Origin of the sequence: Stenotrophomonas sp. SORGH_AS_0321, assembly GCF_031453215.1 — a bacterium.
In the GTDB taxonomy this organism is placed as follows: domain Bacteria; phylum Pseudomonadota; class Gammaproteobacteria; order Xanthomonadales; family Xanthomonadaceae; genus Stenotrophomonas; species Stenotrophomonas chelatiphaga.
The window spans coordinates 682711-701618 of sequence record NZ_JAVIZG010000001.1 but is presented as its reverse complement, the minus strand read 5'-3'; the positions used below and the strand labels follow the sequence as shown (position 1 = coordinate 701618).

Below are 18908 nucleotides of genomic sequence, written 5' to 3'. Positions count from 1 at the left end.
GGGCAGGCTCCTGGAGCGGCCAAGGTCGGAAAGGGAAAACGACCGCCATTGTAGGCGGTCGGCAAGCGGGGCGCGGCGGGCCGTCAGGCCGCGCCGCCGGGCGTCATTCCTTGACGATCTGCGGGGAGCCGAATCCGAGACCGGCAATGCGGCCGGCAAGTTCCGTGGCATTGGCGTGGTCGTTGGCCGGCACCCGCAGGCGCCACAGCGTGCGGCCGCCGGCGGCGATGTCGCTGATGGTCGCACCGACGATGCCGGCAGCGGTCAACTGGCCCTGGGCGCGGGTGGCGTTGTCGCGGCTGGCGAAGCTGGCCACCTGCAGCAGGACGTTGCCGAGGACCTGCTGGGACAGGGTGGCCGAGGCCGGGGCGGCGAGGGGCGCAGCAGTGGCTGCGATGGCGGTGGAGCGGGCGGTTGCGGATGGTTTATCGGATTGACGGCCAGCGGCCGTCACTACGGGGGTGGCGGGTTTGCCGGTGGCCACGCGCACATTGTTGTCGCGCATCCAGCGGTCGAAGTTGTCGGCCGATCCGGGCTTGGCGCTGTCGGCGACGCGGTAGCGGTAGGCCTCGGCACCGGTGGGCGTTCTTGCGGCGGCAGCCACCGTACGCGGCGCCGCTGCAGGCGCCGGGGCCGGCGTGGCTGCGGCGGGCGTTTGAGCCGGCAGGCGGTTCACCAGTGCATCGATGGCCGACGGCGCGGCCGCCGTGGCAGCCACCATGGTCGTGGCGCGGCGTTCGGCGCGGGTAGGCTTGGCATCGGCCAGCAGGTTGCCCTCGCCCGGCTGCAGCGCGCGCACTTCCACGTTGCCGGTGCCGCGCTGGGTGATGCCCAGGCGCACGGCGGCTGCGTAGCTGAGATCGATCACGCGGCCATCGTGGAACGGGCCACGGTCGTTGACGCGCACGATCACCGATTCGCCATTGTCCAGGTTGGTCACCCGGGCGAAGCTCGGCAGCGGCAGCGTCTTGTGCGCGGCGGTGAACTGGTACATGTCATAGACCTCGCGGTTGGAGGTCAGCCGACCATGAAACTTGGCACCGTAGTACGAGGCGGTGCCCTGTTCGGCGTAGCCACGGGTGCTGTCCATCACCTTGTACTTCTTGCCCAGCACTTCATAGGGCGACTTGTTGCCGATCGCCGAGCGCGCCAGGTCCTGCACTTCCGGTTCCGGGATGCAGGCCACGTTGGGAACATAGGTCGGCGTAGTGTCCTTCACCCCCGGCTTGTACAGGCCGCCGGCGGTGTAGTTGCCGCGGGTGGCCAGGTCTTCCGACGCGGCCGCGTACGGGGACCCTTCCGGGCAGTGCGACGGACGGCTCCCGCCCTTGCCCTGCTGCACCACCGTGGTGGCCGGCTTGCCGCCCGTGCTGGCGGTTCCACCGGGTTTCTTGGGCGCGCTGCTGCATGCGGCCAGCGCAAGGATCAACGCTCCGGGGACCCACCATCTGATGTTCATGCCGGTGGCAGCTCCTGTCCTGCGATGGCCTGCGACAGCTGGAATACCGCCATCGCGTACATCTTGGAGATGTTGTAACGGGTGATGGCGTAGTAGTTCTGGAAGCCCAGCCAGTACTGCTTGCCGGTACTGCCTTCCAGGGTTATCGGGGTGGCGGTGGCGCCGGGCTGCACGGCGGCGTTGGGCGTGTAACCGCGCGCGGCCAGGTCCTGCAACGACCAGCTCGGCGTCCATTCGGTCGGATTGAATTCTTCGCGCCCGGCCGCCAGCGTGGCCGGCACGGCCACCTGTCCGCCGCGTACCCAGCCGCCCTTCTTGACGAAGTAATTGGCGATGGACGAAAACACGTCGTCATAGCTGTTGAACAGGTCACGGCGACCGTCACCGTTGCCATCCACGGCGAAATCCAGGTAGCTGGAGGGCATGAACTGGCCCATGCCCATCGCCCCGGCATAGCTGCCCTTGAGCGCGGTGATGTCCAGCTTTTCATCACGCGCCAGCACGAAGGCCTTGGCCAGTTCGTCGCGGAAGAACAGTTCGCGGCGCACTTCGCGTTCCAGCTTGGCCGGGTCGCCGCTGCGCGGGTAATAGAAGGCCAGGGTATACAGCGCATCCAGCACGCGGTGGTTGCCGGTGTTGCCGCCGTAGCTGGTTTCCACGCCGATGATGGCCACGATGACTTCGGCCGGTACGCCGGTGCGCTGCTGCACGCGCATCAGTTCATCGCGGTGTTCGGCGAGGAACTTCTTTCCACCGTCGATGCGCGCCTGGCTGATGAAGATCGGACGGTATTCGTTCCACGGCTTCACCCGCTCCGCCGGGCGCGACATGGCGGCGATGATCGGCTGGCGTACCTGCGCCTGGTCCAGCACGCTGGCGATGTAGGCGGGATCGAGCCTGTGCGCGGCGGCGGTGTCGCGGATGAAGTTGGCGCGCGCCGTTTCGAACGGAACCGGTGTGAGGTCGACCGGCGGTGCGGTGGACGCAGCCGATTCGGGCGCGGCTTCAGCCGGTCCCTTGGTCTGTCCGGATGCCGGCTTGTGCGGCGCCACGGTTGCCTGCGAAGGCGATGGAGGACTCGACGGCTGGGTCGCGCAGGCGACCAGGCCGAGGGTGAGCATGCAGGCCAGAGTACGTCGGATCATCGCCGCAGGTTAGCAGGTCATGGATGAAATAAAACCCCTAACACCATGAATAGCAAAGGATTGGTTAATCCACCGCTGCTTTGTAAAACCTGTGTGAAAACCGGCAACGAGCAAGCCGGTTGCGCCCCCATCCCCCGACGGGCGCAACCGGCCTGACGGACCATCCAATACTGCCCCTGCATCTCCCCAGAGCAGGTGGCAAAACGTGAGGTCGTGCTGCGGTTCGTCAGGTGGTCGGCGGAGTAGATGAACGCGCCCTGCCTGACGGGCGCCATTGTGCAGGCCGTTTGCGTCAAATCCATTGATTCGGATCAACAGTATTCTGAACTGTGACGCAATTCGCACTTGAAGTGTGAAATCTTCATCGGGGGGAAACGAATCCGGCTGCGGCAACGGGGTCAGAGTCCTTTTCCTGCGGAAAATGACTCTGACCCCTGTCGGTTAGCGGTAGCCGCCGTGCACGGGGTTGTGGCTGCGCACCGCCATCACCAAGCCGAAGCCGGCCAGCAGGGAAACCGCCGAGGTGCCGCCGTAGCTGATCAGCGGCATCGGCACGCCCACCACCGGCAGCAGGCCGGAAATCATGCCGCCGTTGACCAGCACATAGACGAAGAACGCCAGCCCAGTGGCACCGGCCAGCAGCCGCGAATAGGAATCGCGCGACTGGCTGGCGATCCACAGGCAGCGTCCGATCACCACCAGGTACAGGGCCAGCACCAGCGCCACGCCGATCCAGCCGAACTCTTCGCTCAGCACCGAAAATGCGAAGTCCGTCGTCTGCTCGGGAATGAAGTTCAGGTGCGACTGAGAGCCCTGCCCCCAGCCCTTCCCATCCAGCCCCCCGGATCCGATCGCGATCTTGGACTGGATGATGTTCCAGCCCGCGCCCAGCGCATCCATTTCCGGGTCCAGGAACATCATGATGCGGTCTTTCTGGTACGGCATCAGCAGCCAGAACCAGGCCACCGGCGCGATCGCAGCCACGGCTCCCACGCCCAGCCCCACCCACCACCAGGGCAGGCCGGCCAGCAGCAGCACGAACACGCCGCTGGCGGCGATCAGCACGCCGGTGCCGAAGTCCGGCTGCAGCATCACCGCTGCCGTCGGCGCACCGATGATCAGCAGGCTGATCAGCACGGTGTTGAAGCGCGGCGGCAGCGGCATCCGGTGCAGGTACCAGGCCACCATCATCGGCAGGCTGACCTTCAACAACTCGGCCGGCTGCAGGTAGAACAGCTTGAGGTCAAGCCACTGGCGGCCGTACTTGCCGGTACCGATGGCGAACACGGCCAGCAGCGGGATCATCGAAATGGCGTAGATCATCGGCGTGGCCGAGCGGATGCGCAGGATCGGCACCCGCGAAATGCCCCACATCGCCGCCAGGCCGACGGCGAATCGCGCCCCCTGGGCGAATACCAGGCCATCGCCACCGGCGCTCTTCAACGTGGCCAGGCCGATCACCATCAACGCGCCGAGCGCCGCGCACAGCATCCAGTCCAGCGTGCTGAAGAAGCGCACCAGCATCTCGCCGGCCCAGCGCAGGAAGTCCTTCATCGGGCAGGCTCCGGGGAGGGCGTCCGCCGATCATCGATCGGCGCTACCGGGGTGGCGGGCGCCGCGACCGGCGGCCCTACCTGCACCGGCAGCTCGCCGGCCTCCATCGCAGCGGCATCGCCAATGGCGCGTGCGCTGCTGTCTTCGTTGTCGAAGGCGGTGGGACCGAAGGCCACGCTGCCGCGCTCCACGTCCAGCGGCAGCACGCCTTCGGGCATCTTGCCCAGCAGCCACGCATCGAACACCTTGCGCGCGATCGGCGCGGCCGCCGACCCCCCGTAGCCGCCGCCCTCCACCGCTACCGCGATGGCGATGACCGGGTTGTCGGCCGGCGCGAAACCGACGAACAGCGAGCGATGGCGCAGGTGCAGGGGCAGGCTGCGCGGGTCCACGGCGGCCGTACCCCTGCGGCTGACCACCTGCGCGGTACCGGTCTTGCCGGCCATCACATACGGCGCCCCGGCAGCCATGCGCGCGCCGCTGCCGCCCGGCTGCATGGTCGCCATCATGCCTTCGCGCACCGCCTGCAGATTGTTCGGGTTGGGGCTGATCGGCCGGGTTTCGCCCGCCGGGGCCAGGGTCCAGTCGCTGTCGAAGCCGGCGCGCTGCTGCATCACCAGGTGCGGCGTGCGCAGCTGGCCATTGGCGATGCCGCTGACGCCGCGTACCAGCTGCAGCGGCGTCACCTTCCAGTCGCCCTGGCCGATGCTCACGTTCACCGTGTCGCCGGGATACCAGCGTTCCTTGCGGGTCTTGGCCTTGTAGGCTGGCGAAGGCAGGATGCCGCCGATCTCGCCGGTCAGGTCGATGCCGGTCGGCGCGCCGAAGCCATAGCTGGCCATGTACTGGTCGAAGCGCTCGATGCCCAGGTCCAGCGCCAGCCGGTAGTAATAGGTATTGACCGACTGGGCGATGGATTTGCGCAGGTCGGTCCAGCCATGGCCACCGCGGTTGGCGTCACCCCAGCCACGGCTGGTGCCGGGCAGGTAGAACATGCCGGTGGACAGGATCCTGTCTCCCGGCTTGCGCACCCCCGAATCCAGACCGGCCAGGCCGATCAGCGGCTTCAACGTGGAACCGGGAGCCACCCCGCCCAGCACCAGCCGGTTGAACTGCGGCCGCGAAGGGTTGTCGTTGAGCGCGCGGAAATCCGTATGCGAAATGCCGTTGACGAACAGGTTGGCGTCATACGAAGGCAGGCTGACCATCGCCAGCACTTCACCGGTGCGCGGGTCCATCGCCACCGCCGCGCCTTCCTGGATGCCGAAGGCGGCCACCATCGCCCGCTGCAGGTCGGCGTCGATGGACAGCCGCAGGTCGGTGCCGGACTGCGCGGCCACCCGGCCCACGGTGCGGATCGCGCGGCCCTGCACGTTGGTTTCCACCTGTTCGTAGCCGACCCGGCCGCGCAGCTGTTGTTCGTAGTAGCGTTCCAGCCCGGATTTGCCGATGTGGGTCAGCGCCGCGTTGCCCTCTCCCAGCATCTCCAGGTCCTTGTCATCGACCCGACCGACATAGCCGATGACATGCGCGAACAGGTCGCCGAAGGGATAGCGACGGGTCAGGTAGGGCTCCAGCTCGACGCCGGGGAAGCGCCAGCGATCCACCGCGAAGCGGGCCATTTCCTCTTCGCTGACGCGCAGTTTCAGGGTGACCGGAAGGAAACTGCGGCGCGCCTTGCGCGATCTGTTGAACGCCTCGATCTCCTCTTCGCTCAGCGGGAAGATCTTCGCCAGCCCGGCCAGGGTGGCGTCCATGTCCTTGACCTTGTCCGGGGTGACGTCCAAGCGGAACGCCGGCACGTTCTCGGCCAGCAGGCGGCCGTTGCGGTCGTAGATCATGCCGCGGCCGGGCACCACCGGACGCGGCTTGATGCGGTTGGCTTCAGAACGCGTGGCGTAGATCTCGTGGTCCATCACCTGCAGCTTGAAGTACCAGCCGCCCAGCCCGCCCAGGCACAGCAGCACGCCGAGGAACCCCAGTGCCGCGCGACGGCGGAACTGCTCGGCTTCGGCATGCGGATTCTTGACCGCGCGGCGCGAGCTCATGTCAGCGTCCGCGCCGTCCGAAGCGCACGGCATCCAGCAGCACGAACACCAGCGGCCACAGTGCCATGCCCAGCAGCGGTGCCCACCAGTAGGCCCACGGCAGGGTCGGCTCGCCCACCACCACGTGCACCACGGCACTGACGATGCGGTCGTTGAACAGCAGGCCGCCGATGGCGAGGATCTGCTGGGACATCGGGAAAAAGCGGATGCGGGCGCGGAAGCGCTGCAGGATGAAGGCCATGATCACCAGCCGCAGCGCCTGTTCGCCGAGCACGCCGCCGTACAGGAAATCGGCGATGACGCCGCTGGCAAAGGCCACGCCCAAGCCTACCCGGTCAGGGGCTTCGATGACCCAGTAGGCCAGCACCAGCGCCAGCCAGTAGGGCCGCAGCGGCTGCAGCAGCGCCGGCAGCGGCAGCAGCCCCAGCAGCAGCGCCACCACCAGGCTGAGCGGCAGCACCCAGCGGTTGTCACGCAGGCGGCTCACGGACGTACCTCGGGGGGGAGCGACGGCCGCTGGCCGTCAGCCGATGAAGGTAGTGACGGCCGCTGGCCGTCAGCATTGGCGGGTTGACTGGCCGGTTCCCGCCGAGCATGGCTCGGCGCTACCGAAGCAGGGCCCGACGAGGGTAGTGACGGCCGCTGGCCGTCAGCATCGGCGGCTTGACGGCCAGCGGCCGTCACTACCGGCGGGATCCGGATCGGCGAACCCGGCCGCAGCAGCAGCACATCGCGACCGCGATCCAGCGCCGCAGCAGGCTTCAGCTCACCCACCAGGAAGGCGTGCGTGTCATCGGGCCGCAGCGCGGCGATGCTGCCCACCGGGAAGCCGACCGGGAAGCGCCCGCCGAGCCCGGAGGTGACGATCTCATCGCCCACTTCCACCCCGGCACTCAACGGAATGTCGCGCAGTTCCAGCGTATCGCCACGCCCGTAGACGATCAGGCGCACACCGTTGCGCGCCACCGTCACCGGCACGGCATGATCCGGGTCGGTCAGCAGCAGCACGGTGGAGGTACTGGCGGTCACGCTGATCACCTGCCCCATCAGGCCGCCGGCATCGATCACCGCCTGCCCCACGTGCACGCCTTCGCGGCTGCCGGCAGCCAGTACCAGCCGCTGCTTCACCGGGTCCAGGTCGATGTCCAGGATCGGCGCCAGCTGCACGTCCAGCCCGCTGCGCTCGGCCACGTTCAGCAGTTCGCGCAGCTGCGCGTTGTCCAGCGCCGCCGTCTGCAGGCGGGTCAGCCGCGCGTTGGCGACCAGCAGGTTGTTGCGCAGCTGGCGGTTTTCGGCCACCAGCTGGCCATGGCTGGCCGCGTTGTCACGCACCTGGTTGCCCAGGCGCCCGGGCAGGCCGGCGAGGTTCCAGGCCGGCTGCACCAGCACGTTGGCCTGTTCGCGCAGGCGCGCAAGCCAACCGGCCTGGTCGTCCAGCACGATCAGGGTGATCGCCAGCACCAGGTAGGCCAGCAGCCGCAGCGGGCTGGCGGCATCGCCGGAGCGGGAAGCAATGGGAGGTCCGGCGTAGGGCGGCACGATGCAGCTTCAGCTAGGAATCAAAGGAGAAACACGACGGCGCCCTGCCGGTGCGGCCCGCCGCGCAGGCGGGCCGCACCCCGGAAGGGCGCGGCGCTCACGTACCACCGGGGGGACTTACTCCGGCGCAAAGAACTCGTTGCCGTGCATGTCCACCAGCTCCAGCGCACGACCACCACCGCGGGCCACGCAGGTCAGCGGATCGTCGGCCACCTGCACATGCAGGCCGGTTTCCTCGGAGATCAGGCGATCCATGTCACGCAGCAGGGCGCCACCACCGGTCAGCACGATGCCGCGCTCGGCGACGTCGGCGCACAGTTCCGGCGGGGTCTGTTCCAGGGCCAGCTTGACCGCGCTGACGATGCCGGACAGCGGCTCGTGCAGGGCTTCAAGCACCTCGTTGGAGGTGATCTTGATCATCTTCGGCACGCCCTCGGCGAGGTTGCGGCCGGAGATCTCCATCTCGATCACCTGCGCCTGCGGGTAGGCGCAGCCCAGCTCCACCTTGATCCGTTCGGCGGTGGCTTCACCGATCAGCATGCCGTGGTTGCGGCGCACGTAGTTGGTGATGGATTCATCGAAGCGGTCACCGCCGATGCGCACCGAAGCCGAATAGACGATGCCGTTGAGCGAGATCACCGCCACTTCGGTGGTGCCGCCGCCGATGTCGATGACCATCGAGCCGCGGGCTTCGGTCACCGGCATGCCGGCCCCGATCGCGGCGGCCATCGGCTCTTCGATCAGGAACACGTCGCGCGCACCGGCCTCTTCGGCCGATTCCTTGATCGCGCGGCGCTCGACCTGGGTCGAGCCGGCCGGCACGCAGACCAGCACGCGCGGGCTCGGGCGCAGGAAGCGCGACTTGTGCACCTTCTTGATGAAGTGCTTCAGCATGGCCTCGGTGTAGGTGAAATCGGCGATGACGCCGTCCTTCATCGGGCGGATGGTAGTGATGTGGCCGGGGGTACGGCCGAGCATCTGCTTGGCTTCGGCGCCGACGGCAGCCACCGAGCGGGTGCCACCGATGGCGCGGTCCTGGCGCACGGCGACCACGGACGGTTCGTTCAGGACGATTCCCTGTCCGCGCACATAGATGAGGGTGTTGGCCGTGCCCAGGTCGATGGACAGGTCATTGGAGAACATGCCGCGGAGTTTCTTCAACATCGAGGTGGTGATCCTGAGGGGTGCGCAATTCCGGCCTGGAATGGGGAATCGTGGGCAAAATTTAGACAGACAAGCCTAACAACCCGCCCCCCTGCGGGCAAGGATATTTCCAGCCGGAGCCGCGTATTCACTAGCTTTCGGCACGATTGGTACAGGTTGGGCGGCGATCCCGCCCGCAAGCGGGACCGCGCACCGACCGGCGCGCCCGGCGCGTGCCCCGGCACCGGCCGATGACCCGCCCGGCACGGTCCGGCGCTACCCTTCGGCGGCTCCAGCCGGTAACCTTTGCGCCGTCGGGCGCCCATGGGCGCCGTTTGCTTGCCCACCGCTGCGGCCAGCACTCCACTCATTCCCGCATAGGCTTACATCGATGTCCGCTTTGATCTGTGGTTCTCTTGCCTTTGACACCATCATGGTGTTCCCGGACCAGTTCAAGAACCACATCCTGCCGGACAAAGTGCACATCCTGAACGTCTCGTTCCTGGTGCCGCGCATGCGCCGCGAGTTCGGCGGCTGCGCCGGCAACATCGCCTACAACCTGCACCTGCTGGGCGGCAACCCGATCCCGATGGGCACCGTGGGTACCGATTTCGGCCCGTACCGCGAGCATTTCGACGCGCTGGGCATCGACCTGTCGCGCGTGCGCGTGATCGAAGAACTGTTCACCCCGCAGGCCTTCATCACCACCGACCACGACAACAACCAGATCACCGCCTTCCATCCCGGCGCGATGATGCGTTCGTATGAAAACCACGTGCGCGACGTGCCCGGCGTGAGCCTTGGACTGGTCGGCCCGGATGGCCGCGAAGGCATGATCCAGAACGCACTGGAGTTCCACGAAGACGGGGTTCCCTTCATCTTCGATCCGGGCCAGGCGATGCCGTTGTTCAACGGTCCCGAACTGCGCACCTTCATCGAACAGGCCGACTACGTCGTGGTCAACGATTACGAGTCCAATCTGCTGCAGGAACGCACCGGATGGGACGAAAAGGAAATCGTCAGCCGGGTGCAGGCCTACATCACCACCCGCGGTCCGAAGGGTGCGGTCATCCACACCCCGGAGAAGAGCTACGACATCCCGCCGGCGCATGAGCGCCGCGTGGTCGACCCGACCGGCTGTGGCGACGCGTTCCGCGCCGGCCTGATCTACGGCATCCAGAAGGGCTTCGACTGGCTGACCATCGGCCGCATGGGCAACCTGATGGGCGCGCTGAAGGTGGAACACCCGGGCACCCAGAACCAGCGCTTCACCTTCGATGAGTTCAACGAACAGTTCAAGCAGCAGTTCGGTTACGCGCTGAACGCCTGACCCCTGCAACGTGGTAGCGCCGAGCCATCCTCGGCGGATGCCCGAAGCGCCGCTGCGCTCGCCGAGCATGGCTCGGCGCTACCGTGTCACCGTTGCAGCGCTGCGTGCAATGCGCGGCAATCGGCAAAGCGCCAATCGGCCATGCCGGGCCACGGATCACCCGGCGTATTGACCAGCACCGTAGGGGTGCCGGCGGCACGCCCGGCGGCCAGGTCCATCCGGTGATCGCCCACCATCACCGCCTGCGCGGCCGTGATGCCCCAGCGCCCCAGGAAGTAATGCAGCCCGTCCGGCGCCGGCTTCGGGGCCACCTCGTCGCGACCGATGATGTCCGCAGCCTGGAAAAGATCACCCAACCCGATCGCATCCAGCGTGAGCTGGGCCAGCGCGTGGTCGTTGCGGGTCAGGATGCCCAGCCGGCGTCCCTGCCCGGCCAGCGCGCGCAGCAGATCCACAGCACCCTCTGCCGCTACGGCCGCCTCGGCCAGCGCGCGCTCGTGCTCGAACAACCAGGCCCGCTTGGTGCGCGCCTGCGGGTCGGGCAGCGCCGCCAGGTGGGCGATGATGTCCTCGTCCGCGGCGATGTCCAGCGCGCGCTTGATCGCCGCGAAATCGTGCGCGGCCACGGTCAGCGTGCCGTCCATGTCGAACACCCAGTGGCGCACTTCGTCCAGTCGCGGCTGCGTAGCCCGCACCGCGTGCGGCCTCACTTCCATGGCATCTGGCTGGCGTCCACGCCGCCGGTTTCAAACACCACGGTGCGCGTGCCACCGGCCTTCACCGGGAACTCGATGCTGATCGCCTGTGCCTGCCGCGCCAGCTTCCACAACGCGGCGTGGTCGGTGATGAACATGGCGATCGCTTCGTCCGTGTCCGGGCGCCACGCGGCCATCGCGCGCGGCTTGCCACCGTCCACGCTCACCTGCACCCGGCAGCCGCCGGGGCAGCGGAAATCCCCGGCCTGCAGCACCAGATAGGCGTGTTGCTTCCACTGCGGATGGTCGCGGAACACCAACTGCACGGGCTTGGGACCGCTGCCGTCGACATCCACGCGCTCCTTGCCGTAGATCGACGCAGAGCGCTGCGTGCCCTTGGTGCCGACCGGGATCTGGTTGTACTGCCACAGGCCCTGCATGCGGCGCAGGTTGCGCGCCTGGTCCGACTGGGCCTTGACGTCGGCGAAGCCCGGTTCGATCCGCGCTGCCGCTGCGGTGCCCTTGTAGATGTCCAGCAGCGAGCCGCCATGCATGCGCGCACGCTCCCAGTCCTTGGCCGCGACGGCGGTGTCGTACTGCTTTGCCACGTCGTCAGCCTTGGCCTCCTTCTGCGCCTGGGCAGCGGCCTCGGCGGCCTGCTGCGCCTGGCGTTCGGCTTCAGGATCGCTGCAGGCGGCCAGGGACAATGCGCAGGCAGCGGCGAGGATCAGGTGTTTCATGCGGTCTCCGCAGAAAGGATGGCCTGCTACTGTAGAGCCGACATCCCTCGCCCGCACGTCCATCTTCCCCCGGGCAGCCGGGGTGATGGCAAGCTGCCATCACCCCGGCCTGACTCAGAACCGCACCGACCAGCGCGCGGAGACGCCGTGGTCACGGCTCTCATCGCCGAACTGGCCGTTGTAGCCCAGTTCCAGCTGCTGGCGCGGGCTCAGCCAGGCCGACAGGCCCAGTTCGGCCACAACCGCGCTGTCGGCGATCGGCGCGCCGCTGACGGCAAAACTGCTGCCGCCATCGAAGGCCAGCTGCGCCAGTCCATCGCGGTCACCGGAAGCGCGGCGATAGCCCACCCCGCCCACCACGTGCAGCCACGCGTCCTGCTGGAACGCCGCCTTCAGGCCCTTGTCGAAACGCACGCCGACGGTGGCCACGGTGGTCGCGGTGTCAGCCACCCTGCCGGTCAGCGCGGCGGCACCGCCCTGCTCGCGCACATCGTCCACGTCCACTTCGACACGGGCGAGCTGCAGGTACGGCTCCAGTCCCCCCTGCGTACCGCCGAAACGGTAGCCGGCTTCGATGAAGGCCTGCTTCGTCTTGGCGTCGTAGCTGGCATTCAGCCCGTCGCTGTAGCCGGCGAAGGCCACCTGGCGGCTGCTGTCGATGTCATGGCGGCTGTAACCGAGACCACCGCGCAGGCCGAACGCGCCCCAGCTGTGGCCGGCGTACAGGCCCACGTGGGTGTTGTCGATGCGCGCCTTCGCCGACCGTCCCTGCGCCTGCTTCGTGTCGGTGCGGCCGTTGCCCAGCAGCAGGCCGAGCTGCCAGCCACCGATGTTACGATCGATGCCGACCAGCAACCCGCTGGTGTTGGACTGGGTACGTGCCGTGTTGGCATCGCCATCCAGCTTGCCGCTGCCGCCGATCGCCTGCACCCACGCCCCGGTGGCCTGGCTGGCGTCGTCCTGCGGCGAACGCGCGCCGACCGCACGGCTCAGAGCCGCATCGCGCACGTAGCGGCTGCTTTCCACCAGCGCCAGCGGCGTGGCGGCATGCAGTTCGCCACTCAGGCCGTCCAGTGCCGCACCGACCTGCTGCGGGAACAGCATCGTCAGTGGACGCGGCAGGCCCTGGCCGATGGCCAGTGTGTCAGCCGAGCCGGCCACAGCGCCCTGGTTGGCGGTGGTCGCTGCGGTGGCCAGCAACTGGCCACGGGTGACGTCGATATTGACCGCGTTGGCACCGTAGCCCACGCCGAACTGCAGGAACGGCGAGAAAGCCGTGAAGTCCGCCTCTGCGAACCTGCCCTGCACGCCGCCGTCTGCCTGCAGCACGCGGAACTGCTCGCCCAGGTAATAGGTGCCCGGCTCGGGCAGCGCCTGCAACGTCCCATCCAGGCTCGCGGTACCGCTGATCTGCAACAGGTCGCTGCGCTCACCCGGCGCCAGCTCCGCCAGGTAACGGCCGCTGGCGGTCTGCACGTAGTCGCCATCGATGGTCAGCGTGCCGATCGAGTTGCCCGGCGCGATGATGCCGGCTACGTGCGTATCGCCGAGCGTGCCGGTGCCGTGCAGCAGACCCTTGATACCCACCGAAGTCGAGCCACCGCGCTGCATGCCATCGAACGCCACTGCCGCGTTGTCGATCGCCAGCGAGCTGTCATCCAGCACACCGCTGGCGGCGATCAGCGCACTGCCACCGCGCACGTCCAGATCGGTGCCGACCAGGCTGCCGTTCACGCGCAGCTGGCCACCCTGCACCACCACCGCATCGGTCAGCGTGTTGACCCCGTCCAGCTCCAGGATGCCTTCGCGCAGCACGGCACCGTTGAAGCTGTTGTCGCCGCTCAGGCGCAGCCAGCCGATGCCGGACTTGGTCAGCGCACCAGGGCCGCCGATGTCGTTGGTCCAGTCATCCCATGCATCGCCTTCCCATACCTTCAGGCCGCCGGCCGCGGTGTTCATCACCACGTTCGTGTCCACCCGCAGCTGGCCATAGCCTTCGATGGCCTTTTCCAGGTTCACCAGGCCCCAGCCGTAGACATCGTCCACGCCTTCGGCGCCGAGGTCGGTGGCGGTGGTCAGCAGCACGTCGCGCACCTGCGCGTTGTCCAGATACGGGAAACGTTCGAACAGCAGGCCCAGCGCGCCGGTGACATGCGGGGCCGCCATCGAGGTGCCGCTCGCAGCAACGTAGCCGTGCTCCAGCATGCGCTTGGTAGCCGCCTCCACACCGCCGTCAGCACCGGCCTCGATCCTGTATTCCAGACCAGAGTGCTCATCCACCACGGTGGACAGGATGTCGGTGCCGGGTGCAGCAAGGCACCACTGCGCCGTGTTGCCGCAGCGCATGGATCCATCAAGACGGTTGTTGCGATCTACATTGACCACACTCAGCCAGTAAGGCTCGACCTCCTTCCGCACAAGGGGGACGCTGGCGTGCAGCTCTGCCACCGGACTCTCTTCGGGCTCAGCGCCGTCGTTGTCGTGGTTACCCGCCGCCCACACCTGTATCAGGCCAGCACGCTTGGATCCTGTCGCCAAGGTATCGATGAGGCGCTGGTGCTCTGGCAAGGCGAGGAATGCATCCATCCCGGCCTCGGTTTCGGGCTGTGGCTGGGTGAAGCCCCAGCTGTGATTGACGGCGCGTACGCCCTGTTGCGCCAGCAAGTCGTAGAACTGCGGCAGAAACTGGTCTACAAGGTCGCCAGGCGATGAGCTGATGCGGACCTGGCCATCCTGCATGGCGATGTAGGTAAGGTGATCGGGCTCCCCTTTGGCCACGACCAGATCGCTGCCGAAGGACACCCCGTGCATTCCGATGCCATCGCGGTTGGCGGCGATCGTACCGGCCACATGGGTACCGTGCGGTATGAGCTCATAGCCTTCGTGCCAGCCATCGCGCTCCAGCTCCCTGCGAACACTTTCCGGCATGTCCTTGGAAAACGCCGTCAGTTCGACGAACACCTCATCTCCTTCGGTGTAGGAACAAGCGTCCGGTCCGATCGACGCGCGTGTCGCGGCACATCGGCTGCCATCGGCAAGAAGCTGGGCCAGGCGCAGGCTGCGATGATCCTTGCCTGCGAACTCCGGATGCGTGAGATCGGTTCCCGTGTCAAGTACCGCCAGCCTCACGCCCTTGCCGCTGAGTCCACGGGCATAAGCTGCGTCGGCGTTGATCGCCCCCAGCCCCCAATCGGCGTTGAATTCCTCCGTGCGCCACGCGCTGCGGTCCAGGCTGGCGCGCGATACGCCTACTGCAGTAGGCGACGAAGGGGATGAAAGAGGGGGCGCGGTACTGGATGAGGTAACCGCAGGCGTTCCTCGACTCCACCCCGATTGCAGCCTGCGTTGCTGCTCCGCCTCCAGCGCGGCAGAAGGTGAGGCCATCGCAGCAGGACTGAAGCCGGCCAGCATCAGTGCGGTAGCGATGTGCAAAGAAAGACGCGAACGGGAGAGCGGAAAGGAAGACAGCATCAACACAACCTCGAGAGATGAGAAGGCCGCACAGGCGTGCGACTGCCCGCGACATTAGCCAGTGGATCTTCGAGTGGACGAACGGATTTCGCTCATTGCCAACACCAGTAGCAGCGGCGTCAGGCGAGGTTCGAAAACATCGGTGGCATATCCTGGGTAAGCCCGGCCGCTGGCCGGCAAGCCTCTCAGAACCGCACCGACCAGCGCGCGGAGACGCCGTGGTCACGGCTCTCATCGCCGAACTGGCCGTTGTAGCCCAGTTCCAGCTGCTGGCGCGGGCTCAGCCAGGCCGACAGGCCCAGTTCGGCCACAACCGCGCTGTCGGCGATCGGCGCGCCGCTGACGGCAAAACTGCTGCCGCCATCGAAGGCCAGCTGCGCCAGTCCATCGCGGTCACCGGAAGCGCGGCGATAGCCCACCCCGCCCACCACGTGCAGCCACGCGTCCTGCTGGAACGCCGCCTTCAGGCCCTTGTCGAAACGCACGCCGACGGTGGCCACGGTGGTCGCGGTGTCAGCCACCCTGCCGGTCAGCGCGGCGGCACCGCCCTGCTCGCGCACATCGTCCACGTCCACTTCGACACGGGCGAGCTGCAGGTACGGCTCCAGTCCCCCCTGCGTACCGCCGAAACGGTAGCCGGCTTCGATGAAGGCCTGCTTCGTCTTGGCGTCGTAGCTGGCATTCAGCCCGTCGCTGTAGCCGGCGAAGGCCACCTGGCGGCTGCTGTCGATGTCATGGCGGCTGTAACCGAGACCACCGCGCAGGCCGAACGCGCCCCAGCTGTGGCCGGCGTACAGGCCCACGTGGGTGTTGTCGATGCGCGCCTTCGCCGACCGTCCCTGCGCCTGCTTCGTGTCGGTGCGGCCGTTGCCCAGCAGCAGGCCGAGCTGCCAGCCGCCGATGTCACGATCGATGCCGACCAGCAACCCGCTGGTGTTGGACTGGGTACGTGCCGTGTTGGCATCGCCATCCAGCTTGCCGCTGCCGCCGATGGCCTGCACCCACGCCCCGGTGGCCTGGCTGGCGTCGTCCTGCGGCGAACGCGCGCCGACCGCACGGCTCAGAGCCGCATCGCGCATGTAACGGCTGCTTTCCACCAGCGCCAGCGGCGTGGCGGCATGCAGTTCACCACTCAGGCCGTCCAGTGCCGCACCGACCTGCTGTGGGAACAGCAGGGTCAGCGGCTGCGGCAGGCCCTGGCCGATGGCCAGTGTGTCAGCCGAGCCAGCCACAGCGCCCTGGTTGGCGGTGGTCGCTGCTGTGGCCAGCAGCTGGCCGCGGGTGACGTCGATATTGACCGCGTTGGCACCGTAGCCCACGCCGAACTGCAGGAACGGCGAGAAGGCCGTGAAGTCCGCCTCTACGAACCTGCCTTGCACGCCGCCGTCTGCCTGCAGCACCCGGAACTGCTCGCCCAGATAATAGGTTCCCGGCTCCGGCAGCGCCTGCAACACACCGTCCAGGCTGGCCTGGCCCATTACACGCAGAAGATCGCCGCGCTCACCGTGCCCCAGCTCGGCCAGAAAGCGTCCGCTGGCGGTCTGCACGTAGTCGCCGTTGATCGTCGGCCTTCCGGTCGAGTTGCCCGCTGCCATGGTGCCATCGACCCGGGTGCTGCCCAGCGTGCCAGCCCCCTGAAGCAGTCCATCGATACCTACGCGTGTTGATCCACCGGCCTGCATGCCATTGAAAGAGACCGCTGCATTGTCGATCGAAAGCGCACCGCGCTGAAGGACACCCTGAGTGGCGATCAGCGCACTGCCGCCGCGCACGTCCAGGTCGGTGCCGACCAGGCTGCCGTTCAAGCGCAGCTGCCCCCCTTGCACCACCACCGCATCGGTCAGCGTGCTGACCCCGTCCAGCTCCAGGATGCCTTCGCGCAGCACCGCACCGTTGAAGCTGTTGTCGCCGCTCAGGCGCAGCCAGCCGATGCCGGACTTGGTCAGCGCACCCGGGCCGCCGATGTCGTTGGTCCAGTCATCCCATGCATCGCCTTCCCATACCTTCAGGCCGCCGGCCGCGGTGTTCATCACCACGTTCGTGTCCACCCGCAGCTGGCCATAGCCTTCGATGGCCTTTTCCAGGTTCACCAGGCCCCAGCCGTAGACATCGTCCACGCCTTCGGCGCCGAGGTCGGTAGCGGTGGTCAGCAGCACGTCGCGCACCTGCGCGTTGTCCAGGTACGGGAAACGTTCGAACAGCAGGCCCAGCGCGCCGGTGACATGCGGGGCCGCCATCGACGTGCCGCTTGCAGCTGCATACCCATACAGCGGAAGGCGTTCGAGCGCGATCTGCAGCCCGCCATCACCCGTGGCATGAATCGCGTATTCCAGGGGCGAATGCGCATCCAGCACCGTGGAGGCAATATCGGTGCCCGGTGCAGCGATGCACCACTGCGCGGTGTTGCCGCAGCGCATGGAGGCTTGCAGCACGTTGTCGGCGTTGATATTGACCACGCTCAGCCAGTAGGGCTCGAGCTCCGGGCGAACGCGAGGTACGCTGGCGTGCAGGCCTGCCACTGGACTTTCCTCCGGTGGGAGCTCCTGTCCTTGCTGGTTGCCTGCGGCCCACACCTGGAGAACACCGGTATCGCGGGAGCCCGCTGCCAGCGCGTCGATCAGCGCACGGTTGTCCTCGGAGGCGAGAAATGCATCCATTCCTTCCTCTGTCGACGGTTCCGGGAACGCAGAGCCCCAGCTCTGGTTAACCGCGCGCGCGCCCTGCAGCGCGAACTGCGCGTACATCTGATCGAGATGGTCGCCACGTGGGACGCTGGGCGCTACCCTGACCCGGGCCTGGCCTGCATGCATGTCCACATAGATGAGGCTGTCCGCAAGAAGCTTGCCGACGACAAGATCGCTGGCGAAGGACACCCCATGCATACCGTGCCCATCGCGGTTGGCAACGATGGTGCCAGCGACGTGGGTGCCGTGTGCATTGTATTCATGTCCATCAGGCAGGCCCCATTGCTCGATGATGCTGCGGCGAACGCTGTCCGGTACATCATCAGCGAATATCACCCCGTCCACAAAAGCTTGATCGCCTTCAGTGAACGCACAGGCCGTCGGCCCGATCGCAGGTTCCCTCGCCGCACACCGCGTGCCATCGGGAAGAAGCGATGCCGCGCGCAGGCGGCGATGATCCTTGCCGGCAAATTCCGGATGGAGAAGCTCGGTACCCGTGTCGAACACGCCCAGCCGCACCCCCTTGCCGGTAAGCCCCCGTGCGTAGGCCGCGTCGGCGTTGATGGCGCCGAGCCCCCAATTGGACTTGAACTCATCGGTATGCCACGCCGTACGATCGGTGGACGCGCGCGCCGTGCTGGCGGCCGACCGTATCTCCACGTGCCGATCCACGCCTGCGTCGACCACACGGCTGCCTGACAGCTCTCGATTCCAGCCGGACTGCAGGCGACGCTGCTGCTCGGTGTCCTCCACGAAGGACGCCGATGCCATGGCGGAGGAACTGAATCCTGCCAGCAACAAGGCAGCGGAGATGTGACAGGAAAGATGTGAACGGAGCGCGCGTATGTTACTCGGCATTGAAACGACCTCGGTGTTGGAGCCGCGACCACGCGCGGACACCGCCGAACTTACCGATTTTCCGCAGCAAAACGCGCAGGAGCGCCCACGATCCAGACAGCACTGACGAGGAACGTCAGGCTTCGCTGCAGACGCCTCCCCGTAGGCCTTTCCGGAGCGTGACCTGGCTGGCCGACGTACCCACGCACGGGGCAGCTTCCGACAGGCGAAGCTCCGCTTTTCCGGGCCGCCGCTGCTGCAGA

The 18908-nt window shown here is 67.2% G+C and carries 12 protein-coding genes; 1 reads left to right on the top strand and 11 read right to left on the bottom strand.

The genetic code is table 11. The features are described from left to right. Positions 1-103: 103 nt before the first annotated feature. From QE373_RS02945 to QE373_RS02915, 7 genes are all read right to left on the bottom strand, one after another. A complete protein-coding gene (locus QE373_RS02945) occupies positions 104-1459 on the bottom strand; it encodes a septal ring lytic transglycosylase RlpA family protein (protein WP_309683465.1) in 1356 nt (451 codons plus the stop codon). Next, positions 1456-2604 carry a lytic murein transglycosylase B gene (gene mltB, locus QE373_RS02940; protein WP_309683462.1) on the bottom strand — a complete coding sequence of 383 codons (1149 nt, stop codon included), beginning with the start codon at positions 2602-2604 and terminating at the stop codon, positions 1456-1458. Before mltB ends, QE373_RS02945 begins: the two co-directional genes overlap by 4 nt. Positions 2605-3045: 441 nt before the next feature. Continuing rightward, on the bottom strand, positions 3046-4158 hold the full coding sequence (gene rodA, locus QE373_RS02935) for a rod shape-determining protein RodA (RefSeq protein ID WP_309683460.1): 1113 nt from the start codon (positions 4156-4158) through the stop codon (positions 3046-3048). Next, a complete protein-coding gene (gene mrdA / locus QE373_RS02930) occupies positions 4155-6206 on the bottom strand; it encodes a penicillin-binding protein 2 (protein WP_309683457.1) in 2052 nt (683 codons plus the stop codon). Before mrdA ends, rodA begins: the two co-directional genes overlap by 4 nt. Before the next feature lies 1 nt (position 6207). Next, positions 6208-6693 carry a rod shape-determining protein MreD gene (mreD, locus tag QE373_RS02925; protein WP_042615453.1) on the bottom strand — a complete coding sequence of 162 codons (486 nt, stop codon included), beginning with the start codon at positions 6691-6693 and terminating at the stop codon, positions 6208-6210. Beyond that, a complete protein-coding gene (mreC, locus tag QE373_RS02920; protein ID WP_309683450.1) occupies positions 6690-7745 on the bottom strand; it encodes a rod shape-determining protein MreC in 1056 nt (351 codons plus the stop codon). Before mreC ends, mreD begins: the two co-directional genes overlap by 4 nt. 117 nt (positions 7746-7862) lie before the next feature. Next, a complete protein-coding gene (locus QE373_RS02915; RefSeq protein WP_057509333.1) occupies positions 7863-8909 on the bottom strand; it encodes a rod shape-determining protein in 1047 nt (348 codons plus the stop codon). Between the two features lie 370 nt (positions 8910-9279). On the opposite strand from QE373_RS02915, the gene QE373_RS02910 reads away from it, so the two are divergent. After that, on the top strand, positions 9280-10218 hold the full coding sequence (locus QE373_RS02910; RefSeq protein WP_057509334.1) for a carbohydrate kinase family protein: 939 nt from the start codon (positions 9280-9282) through the stop codon (positions 10216-10218). Between the two features lie 86 nt (positions 10219-10304). On the opposite strand, the gene QE373_RS02905 is transcribed toward QE373_RS02910, so the two are convergent. From QE373_RS02905 to QE373_RS02890, 4 genes are all read right to left on the bottom strand, one after another. Beyond that, positions 10305-10934: an HAD family hydrolase gene (locus QE373_RS02905; protein WP_309683445.1), complete on the bottom strand. Its 630-nt coding sequence runs from the start codon at positions 10932-10934 to the stop codon at positions 10305-10307. Continuing rightward, on the bottom strand, positions 10925-11653 hold the full coding sequence (locus QE373_RS02900; protein WP_309683443.1) for a hypothetical protein: 729 nt from the start codon (positions 11651-11653) through the stop codon (positions 10925-10927). Before QE373_RS02900 ends, QE373_RS02905 begins: the two co-directional genes overlap by 10 nt. Positions 11654-11767: 114 nt before the next feature. Further along, complete coding sequence (locus tag QE373_RS02895; RefSeq protein WP_309683440.1) at positions 11768-15124, bottom strand: autotransporter domain-containing protein; 3357 nt, start codon at positions 15122-15124, stop codon at positions 11768-11770. 185 nt (positions 15125-15309) lie between these two features. Then, complete coding sequence (locus QE373_RS02890; RefSeq protein ID WP_309683438.1) at positions 15310-18579, bottom strand: autotransporter domain-containing protein; 3270 nt, start codon at positions 18577-18579, stop codon at positions 15310-15312. Positions 18580-18908: the final 329 nt, after the last annotated feature.

Coding starts and splice junctions, on each gene's coding strand:
- mrdA (WP_309683457.1), bottom strand. CDS start 6,206: ATGAGCTCGCGCCGCGCGGTCAAGAATCCGCATGCCGAAGCCGAGCAG.
- QE373_RS02900 (WP_309683443.1), bottom strand. CDS start 11,653: ATGAAACACCTGATCCTCGCCGCTGCCTGCGCATTGTCCCTGGCCGCC.
- QE373_RS02895 (WP_309683440.1), bottom strand. CDS start 15,124: ATGCTGTCTTCCTTTCCGCTCTCCCGTTCGCGTCTTTCTTTGCACATC.
- QE373_RS02890 (WP_309683438.1), bottom strand. CDS start 18,579: ATGGCATCGGCGTCCTTCGTGGAGGACACCGAGCAGCAGCGTCGCCTG.
- QE373_RS02915 (WP_057509333.1), bottom strand. CDS start 8,909: ATGTTGAAGAAACTCCGCGGCATGTTCTCCAATGACCTGTCCATCGAC.
- mltB (WP_309683462.1), bottom strand. CDS start 2,604: ATGATCCGACGTACTCTGGCCTGCATGCTCACCCTCGGCCTGGTCGCC.
- QE373_RS02945 (WP_309683465.1), bottom strand. CDS start 1,459: ATGAACATCAGATGGTGGGTCCCCGGAGCGTTGATCCTTGCGCTGGCC.
- QE373_RS02905 (WP_309683445.1), bottom strand. CDS start 10,934: ATGGAAGTGAGGCCGCACGCGGTGCGGGCTACGCAGCCGCGACTGGAC.
- rodA (WP_309683460.1), bottom strand. CDS start 4,158: ATGAAGGACTTCCTGCGCTGGGCCGGCGAGATGCTGGTGCGCTTCTTC.
- QE373_RS02910 (WP_057509334.1), top strand. CDS start 9,280: ATGTCCGCTTTGATCTGTGGTTCTCTTGCCTTTGACACCATCATGGTG.